At 45.3% G+C, this 16974-nt stretch carries 14 protein-coding genes; 4 read left to right on the forward strand and 10 right to left on the reverse strand.

Translation table 11 applies throughout. The features are described from left to right. Positions 1-66: 66 nt before the first annotated feature. On the forward strand, positions 67-1434 hold the full coding sequence (glmU, locus tag VEZ01S_RS14510) for a bifunctional UDP-N-acetylglucosamine diphosphorylase/glucosamine-1-phosphate N-acetyltransferase GlmU (protein ID WP_021714810.1): 1368 nt from the start codon (positions 67-69) through the stop codon (positions 1432-1434). A gap of 58 nt (positions 1435-1492) precedes the next feature. On the opposite strand, the gene VEZ01S_RS14515 is transcribed toward glmU, so the two are convergent. Continuing rightward, positions 1493-2236: an amino acid ABC transporter permease gene (locus VEZ01S_RS14515; protein ID WP_021714811.1), complete on the reverse strand. Its 744-nt coding sequence runs from the start codon at positions 2234-2236 to the stop codon at positions 1493-1495. 92 nt (positions 2237-2328) lie between these two features. On the opposite strand from VEZ01S_RS14515, the gene VEZ01S_RS14520 reads away from it, so the two are divergent. Then, positions 2329-3105, forward strand: a complete 777-nt coding sequence (locus VEZ01S_RS14520) for a transporter substrate-binding domain-containing protein (protein WP_021714812.1) — start codon at positions 2329-2331, stop codon at positions 3103-3105. 116 nt (positions 3106-3221) lie between these two features. Here the strand turns inward: VEZ01S_RS14520 and punC are convergent, their stop codons facing one another. After that, positions 3222-4433: a purine nucleoside transporter PunC gene (gene punC, locus VEZ01S_RS14525; protein WP_021714813.1), complete on the reverse strand. Its 1212-nt coding sequence runs from the start codon at positions 4431-4433 to the stop codon at positions 3222-3224. 115 nt (positions 4434-4548) lie between these two features. Here punC and punR point away from each other — a divergent pair, with 115 nt between their 5' ends. Beyond that, complete coding sequence (gene punR, locus VEZ01S_RS14530) at positions 4549-5454, forward strand: DNA-binding transcriptional activator PunR (protein WP_021714814.1); 906 nt, start codon at positions 4549-4551, stop codon at positions 5452-5454. A gap of 44 nt (positions 5455-5498) precedes the next feature. On the opposite strand, the gene ilvA is transcribed toward punR, so the two are convergent. From ilvA to ilvG, 5 genes are read right to left on the reverse strand one after another with little or no spacing between them, the layout of a single operon-like run. Beyond that, the gene (gene ilvA, locus VEZ01S_RS14535) at positions 5499-7031 is read right to left on the reverse strand and encodes a threonine ammonia-lyase, biosynthetic (RefSeq protein ID WP_021714815.1); all 1533 of its coding nucleotides are present in this window, start codon (positions 7029-7031) and stop codon (positions 5499-5501) included. A 4-nt stretch (positions 7032-7035) separates the two neighbouring features. Continuing rightward, positions 7036-8877: a dihydroxy-acid dehydratase gene (ilvD, locus tag VEZ01S_RS14540; protein WP_021714816.1), complete on the reverse strand. Its 1842-nt coding sequence runs from the start codon at positions 8875-8877 to the stop codon at positions 7036-7038. A 9-nt stretch (positions 8878-8886) separates the two neighbouring features. Further along, on the reverse strand, positions 8887-9831 hold the full coding sequence (ilvE, locus tag VEZ01S_RS14545) for a branched-chain-amino-acid transaminase (RefSeq protein WP_021714817.1): 945 nt from the start codon (positions 9829-9831) through the stop codon (positions 8887-8889). 11 nt (positions 9832-9842) lie between these two features. After that, a complete protein-coding gene (ilvM, locus tag VEZ01S_RS14550; RefSeq protein WP_021714818.1) occupies positions 9843-10127 on the reverse strand; it encodes an acetolactate synthase 2 small subunit in 285 nt (94 codons plus the stop codon). 11 nt (positions 10128-10138) lie between these two features. Beyond that, the gene (gene ilvG, locus VEZ01S_RS14555; RefSeq protein WP_021714819.1) at positions 10139-11785 is read right to left on the reverse strand and encodes an acetolactate synthase 2 catalytic subunit; all 1647 of its coding nucleotides are present in this window, start codon (positions 11783-11785) and stop codon (positions 10139-10141) included. 396 nt (positions 11786-12181) lie between these two features. Between ilvG and VEZ01S_RS14560 the strand changes: the two genes are divergently transcribed. Continuing rightward, a complete protein-coding gene (locus VEZ01S_RS14560; RefSeq protein WP_021714820.1) occupies positions 12182-13708 on the forward strand; it encodes a YifB family Mg chelatase-like AAA ATPase in 1527 nt (508 codons plus the stop codon). A 56-nt stretch (positions 13709-13764) separates the two neighbouring features. Here VEZ01S_RS14560 and VEZ01S_RS14565 read toward each other — a convergent pair whose 3' ends face one another. From VEZ01S_RS14565 to ccoG, 3 genes are all read right to left on the reverse strand, one after another. After that, complete coding sequence (locus tag VEZ01S_RS14565; RefSeq protein WP_021714821.1) at positions 13765-14367, reverse strand: thiol:disulfide interchange protein DsbA/DsbL; 603 nt, start codon at positions 14365-14367, stop codon at positions 13765-13767. A gap of 32 nt (positions 14368-14399) precedes the next feature. Next, positions 14400-15386 (reverse strand): serine/threonine protein kinase, encoded by a 987-nt coding sequence (locus VEZ01S_RS14570; protein ID WP_021714822.1) that lies wholly within the window; start codon positions 15384-15386, stop codon positions 14400-14402. A gap of 65 nt (positions 15387-15451) precedes the next feature. Continuing rightward, positions 15452-16870: a cytochrome c oxidase accessory protein CcoG gene (gene ccoG / locus VEZ01S_RS14575; RefSeq protein ID WP_021714823.1), complete on the reverse strand. Its 1419-nt coding sequence runs from the start codon at positions 16868-16870 to the stop codon at positions 15452-15454. Positions 16871-16974 lie beyond the last annotated feature (104 nt).

Below are 16974 nucleotides of genomic sequence, written 5' to 3' on the forward strand. Positions count from 1 at the left end.
GTGATTGGTATAACTCAACGTTTAAAACAATAATAATTCACGATCAGTTTCAAGGAATAATAGGTGATGAACAATTTTAGTGCTGTGATTCTGGCTGCGGGTAAAGGCACTCGCATGTACTCTAAAAAGCCAAAAGTACTGCATACATTGGCCGGCAAACCAATGGCAAAGCATGTTATTGATACGTGTGTTGGTCTAGATGCTAATAACATCCATTTGGTGTTTGGTCACGGCAGTGAGCAAATGAAAGCAACGCTAGCAAATGAGCCCGTAAACTGGGTTGAGCAACGCGAGCAATTGGGTACAGGGCACGCTGTTGATCAAGCATCACCTCATTTTTCTGATGATGAAAAAGTATTGGTTCTTTACGGTGACGTACCTCTGATCACCAGTGAAACTGTATCGGCACTACTTGATGGCCAACCAGAAGGTGGCGTAGGGCTGCTAACGGTTGTTTTGGATAATCCTATGGGTTACGGCCGCATTGTGCGTGAGAACGGTTCTGTAGTGGCTATCGTGGAACAAAAAGATGCCACAGAAGAGCAAAAAGCCATCTGTGAAATCAACACAGGTGTATTGGTTGCAGACGGTAAAGATTTAAAACGTTGGTTGTCTAACCTCAGCAATGATAATGCTCAAGGCGAATACTACTTAACGGATATTATTGCTGCTGCGCATAACGACGGTAAAAAAATTGAAGCGGTACATCCTGCTAGCGCCGTTGAAGTGGAAGGCGTAAATGATCGTCGTCAACTGGCTCGTCTAGAGCGTGCTTACCAGCAAATGCAGGCAGACAAACTGTTAGAGCAAGGCGTAATGCTTCGCGATCCTAGCCGTTTTGATCTACGCGGCTCTTTGCAATGCGGTATGGATGTTGAAATCGATGCTAACGTCATCATTGAAGGTAGCGTGACTATCGGTGATAACGTGGTTATCGGTGCTGGCTGTGTACTTAAAGATTGTGAAATTGATGACAATACTATCATCCGTCCATATTCAGTGATTGAAGATGCGACCGTTGGTGAAGAGTGTACTGTTGGGCCATTTACTCGTCTGCGCCCTGGTGCTGAACTGTGTAATGATGCGCACGTAGGTAACTTTGTGGAAGTGAAAAATGCCCGCATTGGTCAAGGCTCTAAAGCCAATCACTTAACTTACTTAGGTGATGCTGAAATTGGTGAGCGCACCAACATTGGCGCAGGTACCATTACTTGTAACTACGATGGTGCGAACAAATTCAAAACCAACATAGGCAACGATGTATTCGTGGGCTCTGACAGCCAACTTATTGCTCCAGTGACTATTGCCGATGGCGCCACCATTGGTGCAGGTTCTACTGTGACTAAAAATGTCGGCGAAAATGAGCTGATCATTTCTCGCGCTAAAGAGCGTCGCATTGCTAACTGGCAGCGTCCGGTAAAAATGAAAAAGTAGACTGAGCGTCATCTAAATATGGACTCAAAAATAACCCCGCAAATCGCGGGGTTATTTTTTAATGGTTTGGTATTGCGTAGCGTCTTTCAAGCCAACGTACGCCTTGTGAGACCGCGAGTATCAACACTAGATACTCTAAAACTAGGAAGGTATAAATTTCTAGAGGTAAGTACTCATTAACCACCAGCTCATTGGCACGTCTAGTCAGGTCGCTTAAACCAATAACACTGACTAAAGATGACATCTTCAATATGTAGACAAATTGATTGCCTAAAGGTGGCAGTATTTGGCGTAGAGCTTGCGGGAATATCACCAAGCGCATGGTCTTCCAATAACTTAACCCTAGTGAGTGCGCTGCTTCATGTTGCCCGCGATGAATCGCCTGAATCCCCCCTCTAAATACTTCAGCCATAAAGGCACTTTCAGCAATAGATAACGCAATCACTCCCGCCCAATAATGATCGAGAGAAATGTCCATTAAGGTGGGAAGGCCATAGTAGACCCAAAGCAATAGCACCAGCACAGGAATAGAGCGTATGGACTCGACGTAGACTCTGTTAACACCACGTATATAAGGGTTTGCTGACAGTGCTGGAAGGGCAATAAAAAAGCCAATTAACATGGCAAAACACATACTAAGCAGCGAAACGCTAATGGTGGCACTAAAACCATCAACCAGAAACTTTACATTGGTCAGGCCTTGCTCCGTGGACGGATCAAGCACATACCATCCCCACTCATAGTCAGAACAACCAGTGAGAAAAACACAACAAAGTGACACAGTGAGAAGATTAAATTTCAAAATATGCCCATCCTTAAGCATACTGTTGATTATAAACTGGTATGGTATCAGCACCACAAAGTAAACGTTACTGATTTTTAAAAGGATTTATGATGAAAAAGTTACTTTTAGCACTGGGGCTATCTCTGGTAACACTCTCTTCTGCCGTGGCAGAAACCAGTCGATTGCAAGAGATTTTAAGCAGTGGAGTATTGAGGGTTGGCACGACTGGTGACTGGAACCCTATGACCATGAAAAACCCAGCTGACAACAGCTACCGAGGTTTTGATATTGATGTCACCACCGAGCTTGCCAAAGATCTTGGGGTGAAAGTGGAATACGTAGCCACGGATTGGAAAACACTGGTCAACGGCATTACCGCTAACAAATACGACATTACAGGTAGTGCATCTCTTAATATGTCTCGCGCGAAAGTTGCCGGTTATAGCCAGCCTTATTTTTACTTAGCCTTTGTGCCAGTAGTGCCGAAAAAAGATCTCGATAAATACTCTGATTGGGCTGACTTTAATCAGCCGGATATTAAAGTGGCCGCCACTCTTGGTACGGTGCAAGAGAAAATGGTGAAAGATTTCTTCCCACAAGCACAGCACATAGTGATTGAAGCGCCGGCAAGAGACTTCCAAGAATTATTGGCGCGCAGAGCGAATGTATCGGTAACTTCAAACGTAGAAGCGGCAACGCTGGTGGAGAAGTTTAAACAACTCGCGATAGTGCCTGTTAAAGAGCCGAAAAACCCAACGCCAATCTCTATGTTACTGCCGCAAAAAGACCAAGTATGGATCAACTATGTGAATCACTGGGTTGAGCTAAAAACCACTCAAGGCTTCTTTGATAAAACCGCTAAGAAGTGGGGCTTAACGAGCTTATAGAGCTTTTTACTTACTATGATCTAAAAGGTAAAGCCTTACTTTCGGATGAAAAGATCTTAAGCAAAAGGGAGCGAATATCGCTCCCTTTTCATTTTTAATATGACCTATTAATACGACTAAGCCGTCGCTTCAATCTCTTTTGCCGTTTCAAGCTCTTTTTCCCTATCAACCACAGCGCCTTTATTTCTAGCCAGCCATAAGCCACCCGCAAGACCAAGTAAGCAAATCAGCATAGTCCAACCTGTCGCAATCAGTGCTTGTTGAGCAAACAGTGCCACCAGCATACTGGCAATACTGCTGATACAAATTTGAATGCTGTTTTGCAGCCCGGCAGCAGTTGCTGGGCTATGTTGAGCACTGGATAGGGCTCGATTCACGACGATTGGATAAAGTGCGCCGTTGGCGATAGCGACAAAACAAAACGGCACTAGAACTGGCCATATTGAAGTTAAAGTGCTTTGACTGGCAATAAATACAGTCACTACCGCAAAGGTAAATAGCGTCAAAATAATGGAAAGCACTTTCCCATCACCATAACGTTCCACACTCTTTTTACCCACGTATCCACCCACCATAAAAGCGATAGTTTGTGGGATAAAACTCATGCCAATATCTTTTGCCGAATACCCCAGTTGCGCCATGATTTCTGGCATACCGGTTAAATAAGCAAAAAACACCGCTGATGTGACAGAGAAGATCAGCACATTACCGATAAAAATACGGTTTTTTACTAAACTGCCGAGATCGGTGCGCAAAGAAACGGTTTTGCTTGGCCTTGCTTCTGCTGGTTGCTTTACGGTGACAAAAAATAACATCGCACCAATAACCGCGAGCGTAGCAAAAATGCTTTCCCAGCCTAAAGTGGTGTTGAGCAGCACACCCAGTTGCGGTGCTAGCGCAGGGGATAAGGCAACTAAAGGCATGATAGAGGCAAAGATGCGCTGGCGTTGCTCTGCGTGGTAGCGCTGAATCACTATCGCTTGCCAGATTACGGTTGGGGCACAGACCCCGATGGCTTGGATAAATCGAAATGCCAGTAATTGCGATATGTTACTGCTCAAGGCAATCCCGACAGAGGCGAGGGTAAAAATAGCCAAGCCCAATGCCAGTGAGCGTTTAAGACCAAATCGGTCTGATAGTATTCCCCATGCCAATTGACCCGTCGCAAGGCCGACCAAAAAGATACTTAATGACAAAGCGATAGGTTCAGGGCCCGTCGCAAAATCGGCTTGCAAGGTTTGAAATGCCGGCAGATACATATCGGTTGCGATAAAGCCAAGCATTGAGAGTAGGGCGAGATACCCTAATTGTAATTTACTGATAGACATGAAAAATTGCTTTAAAAATATGGATTGCGGGTATTCTAAATTGGCTTAACCAACAAATTAAACGCTAATATATGTAGTTATCTATCAAAAAATTTGAAAGCTAGAGTTTTACGCTATGTTATCTCAGAAAAATTTTGAACTGCTAGATGTGGTGGCGAGATTAGGCAGCTTTTCCGCCGCCGCTGAACACTTACACAAAGTGCCATCGGCAATTAGTTACTCAGTACGCCAGATAGAGCAAGAGTTAGATGTAATCCTATTTCGGCGCTTACCCAGAAGAGTTGAGCTTACTCCAGCAGGAGAGATCTTTATTGAGCAGGTGCGATCTATGCTTCGTCAAATTGAAGAGGCGAAAGCACAAGCAAAACGCACCGCGCAAGGGTGGCAACAAACCTTAAGGATCACTTTAGATAACATCGTAAGGCTAGATAATTTACAGCACCTAATTGATGACTTTTACCGTCAGTTCGATTTTGCGGAGCTGCAAATCAATATGGAGGTTTTTAACGGTGCTTGGGAAGCCATAGCTCAAGAGCGTGCCGATATCGTATTAGGAGCGACCTCTGCCATCCCTGTTAGCGGCGATTTTGGTATTAAAGGCATGGGTAAGATGGAGTGGGTGTTTGTGTGCGCCTCCGATCATCCGTTAGCAAACAAAAGCCAATTACAGGTAGAAGATATCGCTTTGTACCCAAGTGTCAGTCTTGATGATACGTCTAGGGTGCTTCCTAAGCGTCACCAGACGTTATTTACTAACCAAAGGCGTCTTCTTACTCCGAATTGGCATACGGCGATACGTTGCATTAAAGGCGGTGTGGGTGTGGGATTTGTTCCTGAGCATATTGCGCACTCTTTGGTGAACGAAAAAACATTGGTGACTAGAGACATTGAGTTTCAGGCTCCGCCGAGTGAGTGTTGCATGGTATGGCGAAAAGACAGTAGCAATAAGCTCATTGAATGGATGCTCAATTATCTTGGTGACGAAGATAAGCTGCATCGAGATTGGGTGAGCAGTGAATAAAAAGGCAGCCATTAGGCTGCCTTAGTGGATATTATTTTACGCTGTTAGCTAAGAAAGAAACGATAAGATGGGTTTTCAGACTCATCTTTATAGCCATAACCTAGCTCGTCTAAGTGACGAGAAAAACGTTCAATATCACCTTCAGTTAATTCAAATCCACACAACACACGGCCGTAATCTGCGCCATGGTTACGGTAGTTGAATAGGCTGATATTCCAATGCGTACCTAGAGTGCTGAGGAAGTTAACCAAAGCTCCCGGATATTCAGGGAATTCAAAGCTGTACAAACGCTCTTTGATTGGTGTTTTTGGCTTTCCACCCACCATATAACGTATGTGTAGCTTGGCCATTTCATCATCAGAAAGATCAACCACAGGGTAGCCACCTTGTTGTAGATCGTTAATGATGCTGTCCAGTTCCACTTGCCCTTCGTGTAAACGTACCCCGACAAAGATATTGGCTTGCTCATCATCGTTGTAGCGATAGTTAAACTCTGTTACCGCTCGACCACCAATGATATTGCAAAATTCAAAGAAAGCCCCCGGACGTTCAGGGATAGTAACCGCCAGTAAACCTTCACGTTTTTCACCTAGCTCGCATCGTTCAGAGACGTAGCGTAGGCCGTGGAAGTTAGTGTTGGCTCCTGACAATATGGTGGATAGCTTCTTATCTTTTAGCTCATTTTGCTCAGCAAATTTTTTCAAACCCGCTAGCGCAAGTGCCCCCGACGGTTCGGCAATAGCGCGAGTATCTTCAAAGATATCCTTCACCGCTGCGCAGATTTCATCGCTAGACACAGTGATGTGTCCATCGATGTTTTCATTACATAGGCGGAAAGTTTCACTGCCAATTTGCTTCACCGCAACGCCATCAGCAAACATGCTCACTTGGTCAAGGGTGACAGGATGGCCCGCATCTAATGCCGCTTTCAAACAGGCTGAATCTTCAGGTTCCACCGCAATCACTTTAATGTTTGGCATCAGTTGTTTAACTAACACGGAAACACCCGCAGCTAAACCGCCGCCACCCACAGGGACGAAAATATAGTCTAGATTGCCGTTTTGCTGAATCATCTCCATACCAATTGTGCCTTGTCCTGCGATCACTAATGGGTGATCGAAAGGAGGGACAAAGGTATAGCCATGCAGTTCAGAAAGTCGCTCAGCTTCTGCTTTTGCTTCGTCAAAGTTGTTGCCGTGCAATACGACAGTACCGCCAAAGGCTCGCACAGCATCAACTTTGATGTCTGGAGTTGTCTTTGGCATCACTATGGTGGTGCTAATGTCTAACTTTGTGCCAGAGAATGCCATGCCTTGGGCATGGTTTCCTGCGGAGGCTGCAATCACGCCCGCTTGTTTTTGCTCTTCAGTTAGGTTGGCAACCATGTTGTAGGCGCCGCGCAATTTAAAAGAGTGTACAGGCTGACGATCTTCACGCTTAATTTGCACCTGGTTGTTCAAACGTTCAGACAAACGAGGCATCGTTTGCAACGGCGTTAGGGTGGCAACTTCGTATATCGGTGCGCGCAAGATTTGGCGCAGATACTCTGCGCCAGATTTGAGACTAGTAAGACTCATAGCCTTACTCCTCAAACTTAGATTTGTCTCTTACCGCTCCTTTGTCTGCACTGGTTGCCATACTTGCGTAGGCTTTTAGAGCAAACGAAACAGCACGCTCACGAGAAACTGGTTTCCAACCTAGTTGGTCTTGTTTAGCGCGACGCTCAGCAAGTTCAGCTTCAGATACCTGTAGTTCAATCGTACGGTTTGGAATGTCGATCGCAATTTGATCGCCAGAGTTTACCAAACCAATGATGCCGCCCGCTGCCGCTTCAGGAGAAGCGTGGCCGATAGACAGACCGGCTGTACCGCCAGAGAAGCGACCATCAGTCAGTAGCGCACACTCTTTGCCTAGTCCCATCGACTTTAGGTAAGTGGTCGGGTAAAGCATCTCTTGCATACCTGGGCCACCTTTAGGGCCTTCGTAGCGGATGATAACCACATCGCCCGATTTCACTTTACCACCTAAGATGCCATCAACAGCGTCTTCTTGGCTTTCAAATACCACCGCAGGGCCAGTAAATTTAAGAATGCTTTCGTCTACGCCTGCCGTTTTAACGATACAGCCATCGAGCGCAATGTTACCTTTCAGAACGGCTAGACCGCCATCTTGGCTATAGGCATTTTCTTTACTGCGAATACAGCCTTCTTTACGATCGTCATCCAGAGTTTCCCAGCGACAATCTTGCGAGAATGCTTTGGTAGTACGGATGCCAGCAGGGCCTGCGCGGAAGAAGTCTTTTACTTCTTGTGATTCAGTTTGCATCACATCGTAGTGCGCCAGTTGCTCTTCCATAGAAAGACCTAGCACAGTGCGAGATTGATTGTTTAGCAAACCTGCGCGGTTAAGCTCACCTAGGATAGCCATTACACCACCAGCGCGGTGAACGTCTTCCATATGATATTTAGGTGTAGAAGGTGCTACTTTACATAGGTTAGGAACACGACGAGACATGGCGTCGATGTCTTGCATAGTAAAGTCTACATCGCCTTCTTGAGCCGCTGCGATAAGGTGAAGAACAGTGTTGGTTGAACCGCCCATTGCAATATCAAGTGCGATGGCATTTTCAAATGCTTGCTTGGTAGCGATGCTACGAGGAAGTGCAGATTCGTCATCTTGCTCGTAGTAACGTTTAGTCAGCTCAACAATGCGTTTACCGGCATTGATAAACAGCGCTTCACGGTCTGCGTGAGTGGCAAGCATTGAACCGTTACCTGGTTGAGACAGACCCAGAGCTTCAGTTAGACAGTTCATTGAGTTTGCGGTGAACATACCAGAACATGAACCACATGTTGGACATGCGCTACGTTCTACTTGTTCGCTTTGCTCATCAGATACCGTTGGATCGGCACTTTGCATCATGGCATCAACAAGATCGAGTTTGATAAGTTGATCAGAAAGCTTGGTTTTACCCGCTTCCATTGGGCCACCAGAAACAAAGATCACTGGGATATTTAGGCGCATAGAGGCCATTAGCATTCCCGGAGTGATTTTGTCACAGTTTGAGATACACACCATGGCATCGGCACAGTGAGCGTTAACCATGTATTCTACCGAATCTGCGATAAGCTCACGCGATGGTAGAGAGTACAGCATGCCGCCGTGACCCATAGCAATACCATCATCTACAGCGATGGTGTTGAATTCTTTGGCGATACCGCCTGCTTTTTCGATTTCACCAGCAACAAGTTGACCCATATCTTTCAGGTGAACGTGCCCTGGTACAAACTGAGTAAATGAGTTTACGACAGCGATAATAGGCTTACCGAAATCTTCGTCTTTCACTCCAGTTGCGCGCCATAGTGCGCGAGCGCCAGCCATGTTACGGCCGTGAGTTGTGGTTGCACTGCGATAGATTGGCATAATGATTCCTTATTTCTCTGCGTCAGCTGGGTAAACGTAGTCTAACCAACCCCATTTATCTTCTGTTGTACCGTTGAATAGACCAAAATAGGTCTCTTGTAAGTCTTTAGTCACAGGGCCGCGCTTACCTTCACCTACTTGAATCTGGTCAACAGAACGTACTGGAACGATTTCTGCTGCAGTACCTGTCATAAACACTTCGTCAGCAAGGTACAGCGCTTCACGAGCAATGTTTGCTTCAACAATCTCGTAGCCTTTTTCGCGAGCCAATACCATGATGGAATCACGAGTGATGCCCGGCAAAATAGCGGCGGTTGCTGGTGGTGTAATGATTACGCCGTCTTTTACGACAAAAATGTTTTCACCTGCACCTTCTGATAGATAGCCATCCACGCTAAGCGCAATACCTTCATCGTAGCCGTGACGACGAGCTTCACCACCAACAAGCAATGAAGATAGGTAGTTACCACCCGCTTTAGCCGCTGTTGGAATGGTGTTTGGTGCAGCACGGTTCCAGCTAGAGATCATCGCATCAACGCCATTTTCTAGCGCTTCTTCACCTAGGTAAGAGCCCCAAGGGAAAGCGGCAATGATCAGTTCCATTTCACTGTCGACTGGTGGGCATACACCTAGACCCACGTTACCCACAAAACCCAGTGGACGAATGTAAGCGCTGTCCAGTTTGTTTACACGGATAGTTTCACGTGTCGCTTCCATAATTTCTTCCACAGTATATGGAATAGGGAAACGGTAAATTTTGGCTGAATTTTTTAGGCGCTTTGCATGCTCTGGATGGCGGAAAACAACAGGCCCTTTAGGGGTGTTATAACAACGCACACCTTCGAATACTGATGTGCCATAGTGCATTGCATGAGTGAGCACGTGTACGTTGGCGTCTGCCCACGGAACCATTTCACCGTTAAACCAAATATAATCTGCTGTCTTTGTAGCCATTGCTGCTTTCCTTATGCGCTCACTTTGTGCTGTAAATTGTTGTTAGGGAGATCGTTGTTATCGATCTTGATGACGTCCACGCTAATTACATCCCATAATTTTTCAATTTGATTAGTTAGAAATGTAATAGGGCGTTCACTGTCAACGATGATTTCTACACTGGCAATTTTGCTCTGGTGGTTCTGTGTACCAGCGACTTGACGAACGATAAATCCACGGTGACGGACAACGCGCAAAACACGTTCCATCAACACAGGTTTATCATCAGCTTTAATATCTAATAAGTATCTTTCCATGGGTGCCTCTATTAGGTGTTCTCTAACATTTCTTCATTGGAGGCACCTGGTGGTACCAATGGCCATACGTTCTCTTCTTCATCAATGACAACGTGTAAGAGATAAGCGGTTTTGCTCTCTAGCATCTCTTTTAATGCCGGTTCTACTTCTTCTTTTTTAGTGATGGTCTTGCCCGGAATATTGAATGCTTTTGCCAGCATAATAAAGTCAGGGTTGTCATCGAGAATGGTTTCACTATGGCGGCCATCAAAAAAGAGTGATTGCCATTGACGTACCATGCCTAAGCGCTGGTTATTAATTAGCACCATTTTTACTGGGATTTGACGACGTTTGAGCGTACCAAGTTCTTGTACGTTCATCATAAATGAGCCGTCACCCGAGATTAGGATAGATTGGTCGTCGGGTCTTGCGACCGCTGCTCCCATAGCGGCTGGTAAACCAAAGCCCATAGTGCCAAGGCCAGCAGAAGAGATGAAGTTTTGAGGCGCTCTAGGTTGTATGTGCTGCGCCGCCCACATTTGGTGTTGGCCTACGTCCGTTGAAACAATAGAGCTGTCCGGCATCATATCGGATAATTGTTTCAATAATAATGGTGCGTAGATCAACTCTCCAGGGTGGTTGTATTGCCATTTGAAGCCATTACGTAGACTTTCACAGTGCTGAACCCAAGGTGTAATGTCATTCTCAAGGGACAACTGTGGCAAAATCTCATTGATATCACCACGTAGAGCAGAGTGTGCATGACGCAACTTGTTAAATTCAGCCTTATCAATATCAATATGGATGATTTTGGCATTTGGAGCAAACGTATCGAGTTTACCTGTGACTCGGTCATCAAAACGGGCGCCGACTACGATCAGTAGATCGGACTCTTGAACAATTAAGTTAGCCGCTTTAGTGCCATGCATACCCAACATACCTAAGTAGTGCGGATCGTGACGTTCAATCGTACCTAAACCTTTTAAAGTACTGACTGATGGCATTGGGTTTTTAGCCAGAAACTCTCGCGTGGCGGCCGTTGCTTTTGCCAGTTGAACACCACCACCTACGTACAATACTGGTCGGCGACTTTCACGTAGAAGCGCTTGTGTTAGGCGATAGTCTTCCGGTTGAGGTACAGGCATCATAGGTTGCTGAAATGCCGGAATGTCTAGGTCTGGAGCTTCCGCTAACTGAACGTCTTTTGCAATATCAACAAGCACTGGTCCAGGGCGTCCGGCTTTTGCGACCTCGAAGGCCTCTGCTAGCGTAGGTGCTAGGTCATTGATGTCAGTGACTAAGTAGCTGTGCTTTGTACAAGACAAAGACATACCGATGACATCCATTTCTTGAAACGCATCAGTACCGATATGAGAGCTTGCAACCTGCCCTGTAATCGCGACAACGGGTACAGAATCTAAGAATGCATCAGCAAGGCCTGTCACTAAGTTTGTTGCACCTGGGCCTGAGGTTGCCATGCACACAGCAACATCTTGCGTTGAACGAGACATACCAATGGCTGCCATAGCTGCCCCTTGTTCGTGTCGGCAGAGAATATGCTCAACACCGCCGTCATATAACGCGTCATAGATAGGCATGATTGCTCCGCCAGGATAGCCAAATATGGTCTTAATTCCTTGTTGGCGAAGTGCTTCTACCACTAATTGTGCACCCGTCATTGGTTGTCTCCCTTTGATGCGACAAGCTGTTGCTTGATGGTGTTCTTAGTCTTACTGCACATCTTGTGCTCCATGTCCTAATTAGGCCCTTTATGAGACCTATAAAACTAAAAAGCCCCCGAACTTTTCAGTGCGAGGGCTTGTGAATGTTGCTGTACTAGTTTGCGCCTACTCGCCCTCGCGCGGTGTGAATAATCACCACGATAATCAGGCTGACCAGAGGAAATAGTCTAATGGTAGGTTGCATAGTTTCCAAATAAAAGTTGCACAGTCTTAATACTATTAGTGGTATCACAATTTCTTGCGATCTGACAAGGAAAAACTCATTCTTTTTTCATTTTCGTTATCCAAGTAGATTACCTAAACCCTATATAAGGTTTCGTATTTAGGGGCAGTATGGGGTTAGCAATCGTTCATAGTCGAGCAAGTTTAGGGGTACTTGCACCTCAGGTCACAGTAGAGGTGTACATCGGTCCAGGTATGCCTGGCTTTCATTTGGTTGGGTTAGCCGAAACCAGTGTTAAGGAGTCAAAAGACAGAGTTCGCAGTGCGATTATGAACTCACAGTTTTCTTTTCCAAGACACAAGATTACCGTCAACCTTGCTCCAGCCGATTTGCCTAAAGACGGGGGGCGCTTTGATCTCCCTATCGCCATTGGTATCTTGGTCGCGAGTGAGCAGCTGCCAGTCGACAAACTCAATGATGTTGAATTACTGGGAGAGTTGGCACTATCTGGCGAGCTTCGCCCTGTTCGAGGGGTGATATCAGCGGCGATTGCGAGCAAAAGCAAGCACCGAACTTTAATTAGTCCTGTACAGAATGCCAGTCAGGTTCGCTTGGTGGATGAGCAGAACAATGTGTCTGCCAGTAGCTTATTGCAGGTGAGTGGTTATTTGGCGTCTCAGCTTGAATTGGGTTTAGAGGGGAGCAGCGTTATCGATGATGAACCTTGTTCAAGCAAAAGTATGCAAGATATTATTGGTCAGCAGCAAGGTAAGAGGGCCTTAGAAATTGCTGCCGCCGGACAACATAATTTACTTTTTCTTGGCCCGCCAGGAACAGGGAAAACAATGTTAGCGGCTCGACTGCCTGATTTAATTCCAGCGATGAGTAAGCAAGAGGCTCTAGAAGTGGCGGCGGTGTCGTCATTGGTGGATTGTGAGTTGGATGAAAGAACATGGCGTAAGCGGCCATTTCGCGCCCCTCATCATTCTAGTTCTATGGCGGCATTAGTTGGGGGAGGTTCATCACCTAAGCCGGGAGAGATTTCGTTGGCCCACAATGGCATTCTCTTTCTTGACGAACTGCCTGAATTTGAGCGGCGAGTACTGGACGCATTGCGCGAGCCATTAGAGGCGGGGAAGATCGCTATATCTAGAGCCTCCGGTAAAACCTGTTTTCCTGCTCAGTTCCAGTTGATTGCCGCCTTAAACCCCAGTCCATCGGGACAGTATCAAGAAGGTCAGCTTGGAGCATCGCCTCAGGCAATATTAAAGTATTTAAGTCGAATCTCGGGTCCATTTTTAGACCGCTTTGATATGTCGGTGGAAATCCCTTTATTACCTCTAGGCACATTAAGTGAGGGTGGTGATCGTGGTGATACGACCGAGGTGTGTTATGCAAGGGTCAGCAAAGCCAGAGAGAGAATGCTGGTTAGAGCGGGGAAGCCTAATGCTCAGCTATCTAATAGAGAGCTGGATCAGTATTGCGTTTTGCTTAGAGAAGACGCTGAGTTTTTAGAGTTTGCGATTACTCGTTTGGGGTTGTCGATTCGTGCTTACCATAGAATTATCAGGGTCGCGCGTACGATTGCAGACCTTGCATTATCAGAAACGATTACACGAGAGCATTTAAGTGAGGCATTGGGTTATAGGGCAATGGATCGTCTGTTGTTGTCTATTCATCGGCAAGTGGCAGGGTAAACCAGAAATAAGAAGGGGAGCTTTAAGCTCCCCCTCTAATATTATTTAAGCGTTAATTATTTGAGAGTTAATAGATAATTAACTAGGTCAGACAGATCTTTGGTTGATTTTACTGAACCCATATCAACAAGGTACTTGTTGTTGACTACAATCGATGGCACACCTTTTAGGTTGCTATCTTTAAATTGTTTGTCAAAACGACGCGCCATAGAATCCACAGCAAATCCTTTAAATGCCGCATCAAATTTCTTCGCATCTACACCTTCGTCTAGGAACACTTGACGCAGTTCGGCTTCATCACGAGGTGCTGCATTGAGTTTGTGGATACGGTTGAACATCACCGGAATCATTTTGTCTTCAACTTCTAGCACTACCATAGTGGCGTAAGCTTTGCTCATTGATAGACCCATGTTACCCCCCATGAAAGAGACATGAGATTTTTGGAACTTAGCATTTGAAGGCAGAGAAGCTTTTAGGTTTTTAATGATCGGCTCAAACTGATAACAGTGAGGGCAGTAAAAAGAGAAAAACTCGTTAACTGTTGGAGAAGATGACGCTGGCAGATCAAGCACGGTATAGTTTTGACCTTCGGTAAACTGAGCTGCATGAACAGACAGGGATAAAAACATGGTTGCCACTAAGGCAATCAACTTTTTCATTTGTAACTCCTTCAAAAATATTCTTCTGGATACTACCAGTTAGGTGTTAAAGACAATGCTGGCTCTTGTAGTGCAGACAGTTGCTCTTTTATTGCTAATACTTGACCTTCCCAGTATTTTGCATCATTAAACCATGGAAATGCTACAGGGAAAGCGGGATCTTGCCATCTTTTTGCAAGCCAAGACATATAGTGTATTAAACGTAGACCGCGCAAAGGCTCGATCAGTTTCAATTGATTGCTATCAAAATCACAAAACTCTTGATATCCCTCTAAGACAATATCAAGTTGCAGCAGTTTCTCCTGACGATCGCCACTGAGTAGCATCCATAAATCTTGTATGGCAGGGCCATTTCTAGCGTCATCTAAGTCAACAAACATTGGGCCATCTCGCCATAAAATATTGCCCGGATGACAATCGCCGTGTAATCGGATTGGCGTATAGTCGACTTGCCACTGTTCTTCAATCGCACTAATTAAAAGCTGCATATCGTGGAAAAAAGCTTTTTCAATATGCGCGGGAATAAACTGGCTTTTCTGTAGTAGATCTCTAGATTGATAGAGGTACTCATCGAGCCCCATGGTTGGTCTGTGCTGAAAAGCGGGTTGCCCTTGGCTGACTTTATGAATACGCCCTAAAAACCGTCCTACCATTTCCAGTTGATCATAGTTGTCTACTTCAAACTGTCGACCCCCAACACTTTCAAATAGAGTAAAAAGATAACCTTTGTGCTGATGTAAGGTTTTACCATTGATAATAACTGGAGGTGCAATAGGGATTTCGTGGTCGAGCAGAGACAGGGTAAAGTCATGCTCTTCTTGGATTTGTAATTCATTCCAACGCTGTGGTCGATAAAACTTCACCACGTAGCGTTTTTTTTCTTCGTCGACGAATTGATAAACTCGGTTTTCATAGCTGTTTAATGCTAAAAATCCAGATTCGGCACGTATTCCAATACTCTCTAATGCGTACCACATAAGGTCGGGTGTTAGAGAATCAAAGTTGAATAAAGAGTTCATTGTTTAACTGCCAGTGACGAAAAGGGTTATCACGCAGTATAACCCCCTGAATATATTAATTCTTGTTAAAGCTGTTTGATAAAGCGACTTTCAATATTGATAGAAAAACCGTCTTTATCTTTGAGCGTAAACTCGATCTTGGTAATAGCAGAGCTGAGCTGTTGTGGATCGACCCCTAGACTCATCGGTAGATTGAAAACTTCCCCCGGAGAGACCTTGATTGTTTGGCGACCATACCATTGGGCATCGGTTAACCCAGAGACCCCAAGTTGATAAGTTTGTATATGTTGGGTTTTATTGATGATTTTTAGAGTGTAAGTATTTTCAATCAGCCCATTGCTGTTGCTTCTGTAGAGTTGAGCGCGGTCTCGGATGACCGTCAGCCCTGCCGGATCTACAGAAGAGACCTGTTGTAAGAAGAGTCCTAGCATCAATATCATAACCACACCATAACCGATGAGTTTTGGCCTCATGATTTTGGTGTAGGTCCCTTCTAGCTTGTGTTCGGTGGTGTAACTGATCAGCCCTTTGTCATAGTTCATGCGTGCCATAGTGTTGTCACAAGCATCAATACATGCGCCACAGTTAATGCATTCATATTGAAGACCATCTCGAATATCAATACCTGTTGGGCAAACTTGAACGCATAAATTACAGTCGATGCAATCACCTAAACCTAACTCACTTGGTTTGGCTTTGCGTGAGCGAGGGCCTCGGCTTTCGCCTCGCTTTTTATCGTAACCGACAATAAAAGTGTCTTTATCAAACATGGCTGATTGGAAGCGAGCGTAAGGACACATATGTATACACACTATGGATCGCATCCACCCTGCATTGGCATAGGTGCAGACCGCAAAGAATATGACCCAGAAATAAGTCCAAGATGAGGCATTTAAGGTAAAGAAGTCATGCCAAAGCTCATGTGTTGGAACAAAATAGCCAACAAAGGTCATTCCGGTAAGGAGTGCGATGGTCCACCACGCAAAGTGTTTGGTTGTTTTGCAGGCAATCAACGAGGAGGTGAGCGGCTGAGAGTCTTGTTTCTTACGTTTATTAGCTGCGCCCTCTAGTTTTTCTTCAAACCAGATGTACATGAAGGTCCATACGGTTTGTGGACATAAATAGCCACACCAGACTCGCCCTAAAAAGGTGGTAATAAAAAACAGCCCAAATGCAGCAATGATAAATAGCGAAGCTAACAGCGTTAAATCTTGAGGGTATAGCGTTGTACCAAAAAAGTTGAACTGTTGTTGGCCTATGTCTAACAGGATTGCTTGGCGCTCACCGTATGGGACCCAAGGGACAACAGCAAATAACAGTAGTAATACCCAAGCGCCATAACGACGTAATTTTTGAAATACACCTGTGCTTGCTCTTACATAGATGCGATTGCTTGGATTAAACCTATCTCCTTGGCTTTTGTGTGCTTTAGGATTGAACTCCTTGGGGGTAACGTCTTTGACGTCAATGCGATCCTTGCTCATGTCATATTCCAACCAAAACCTTAGGCGCAGTATATCGAATAATATGAGTGTGATTTGTTATGTCAGTTGCAGAATAGGCAGGGGAAGAGCCATAGAGGGAGTCG

Origin of the sequence: Vibrio ezurae NBRC 102218 (genome assembly GCF_000467185.1) — a bacterium.
Taxonomy (GTDB): domain Bacteria; phylum Pseudomonadota; class Gammaproteobacteria; order Enterobacterales; family Vibrionaceae; genus Vibrio; species Vibrio ezurae.

Excerpts from the sequence above, each read along its gene's own strand:
- ilvA (WP_021714815.1), bottom strand. The coding sequence starts at position 7,031 with ATGAGTCTTACTAGTCTCAAATCTGGCGCAGAGTATCTGCGCCAAATC.
- VEZ01S_RS14560 (WP_021714820.1), top strand. The coding sequence starts at position 12,182 with ATGGGGTTAGCAATCGTTCATAGTCGAGCAAGTTTAGGGGTACTTGCA.
- VEZ01S_RS14520 (WP_021714812.1), top strand. The coding sequence starts at position 2,329 with ATGAAAAAGTTACTTTTAGCACTGGGGCTATCTCTGGTAACACTCTCT.
- ilvG (WP_021714819.1), bottom strand. The coding sequence starts at position 11,785 with ATGACGGGTGCACAATTAGTGGTAGAAGCACTTCGCCAACAAGGAATT.
- ilvD (WP_021714816.1), bottom strand. The coding sequence starts at position 8,877 with ATGCCAATCTATCGCAGTGCAACCACAACTCACGGCCGTAACATGGCT.
- glmU (WP_021714810.1), top strand. The coding sequence starts at position 67 with ATGAACAATTTTAGTGCTGTGATTCTGGCTGCGGGTAAAGGCACTCGC.
- punC (WP_021714813.1), bottom strand. The coding sequence starts at position 4,433 with ATGTCTATCAGTAAATTACAATTAGGGTATCTCGCCCTACTCTCAATG.
- ilvM (WP_021714818.1), bottom strand. The coding sequence starts at position 10,127 with ATGGAAAGATACTTATTAGATATTAAAGCTGATGATAAACCTGTGTTG.
- VEZ01S_RS14570 (WP_021714822.1), bottom strand. The coding sequence starts at position 15,386 with ATGAACTCTTTATTCAACTTTGATTCTCTAACACCCGACCTTATGTGG.
- ccoG (WP_021714823.1), bottom strand. The coding sequence starts at position 16,870 with ATGAGCAAGGATCGCATTGACGTCAAAGACGTTACCCCCAAGGAGTTC.
- ilvE (WP_021714817.1), bottom strand. The coding sequence starts at position 9,831 with ATGGCTACAAAGACAGCAGATTATATTTGGTTTAACGGTGAAATGGTT.
- punR (WP_021714814.1), top strand. The coding sequence starts at position 4,549 with ATGTTATCTCAGAAAAATTTTGAACTGCTAGATGTGGTGGCGAGATTA.
- VEZ01S_RS14565 (WP_021714821.1), bottom strand. The coding sequence starts at position 14,367 with ATGAAAAAGTTGATTGCCTTAGTGGCAACCATGTTTTTATCCCTGTCT.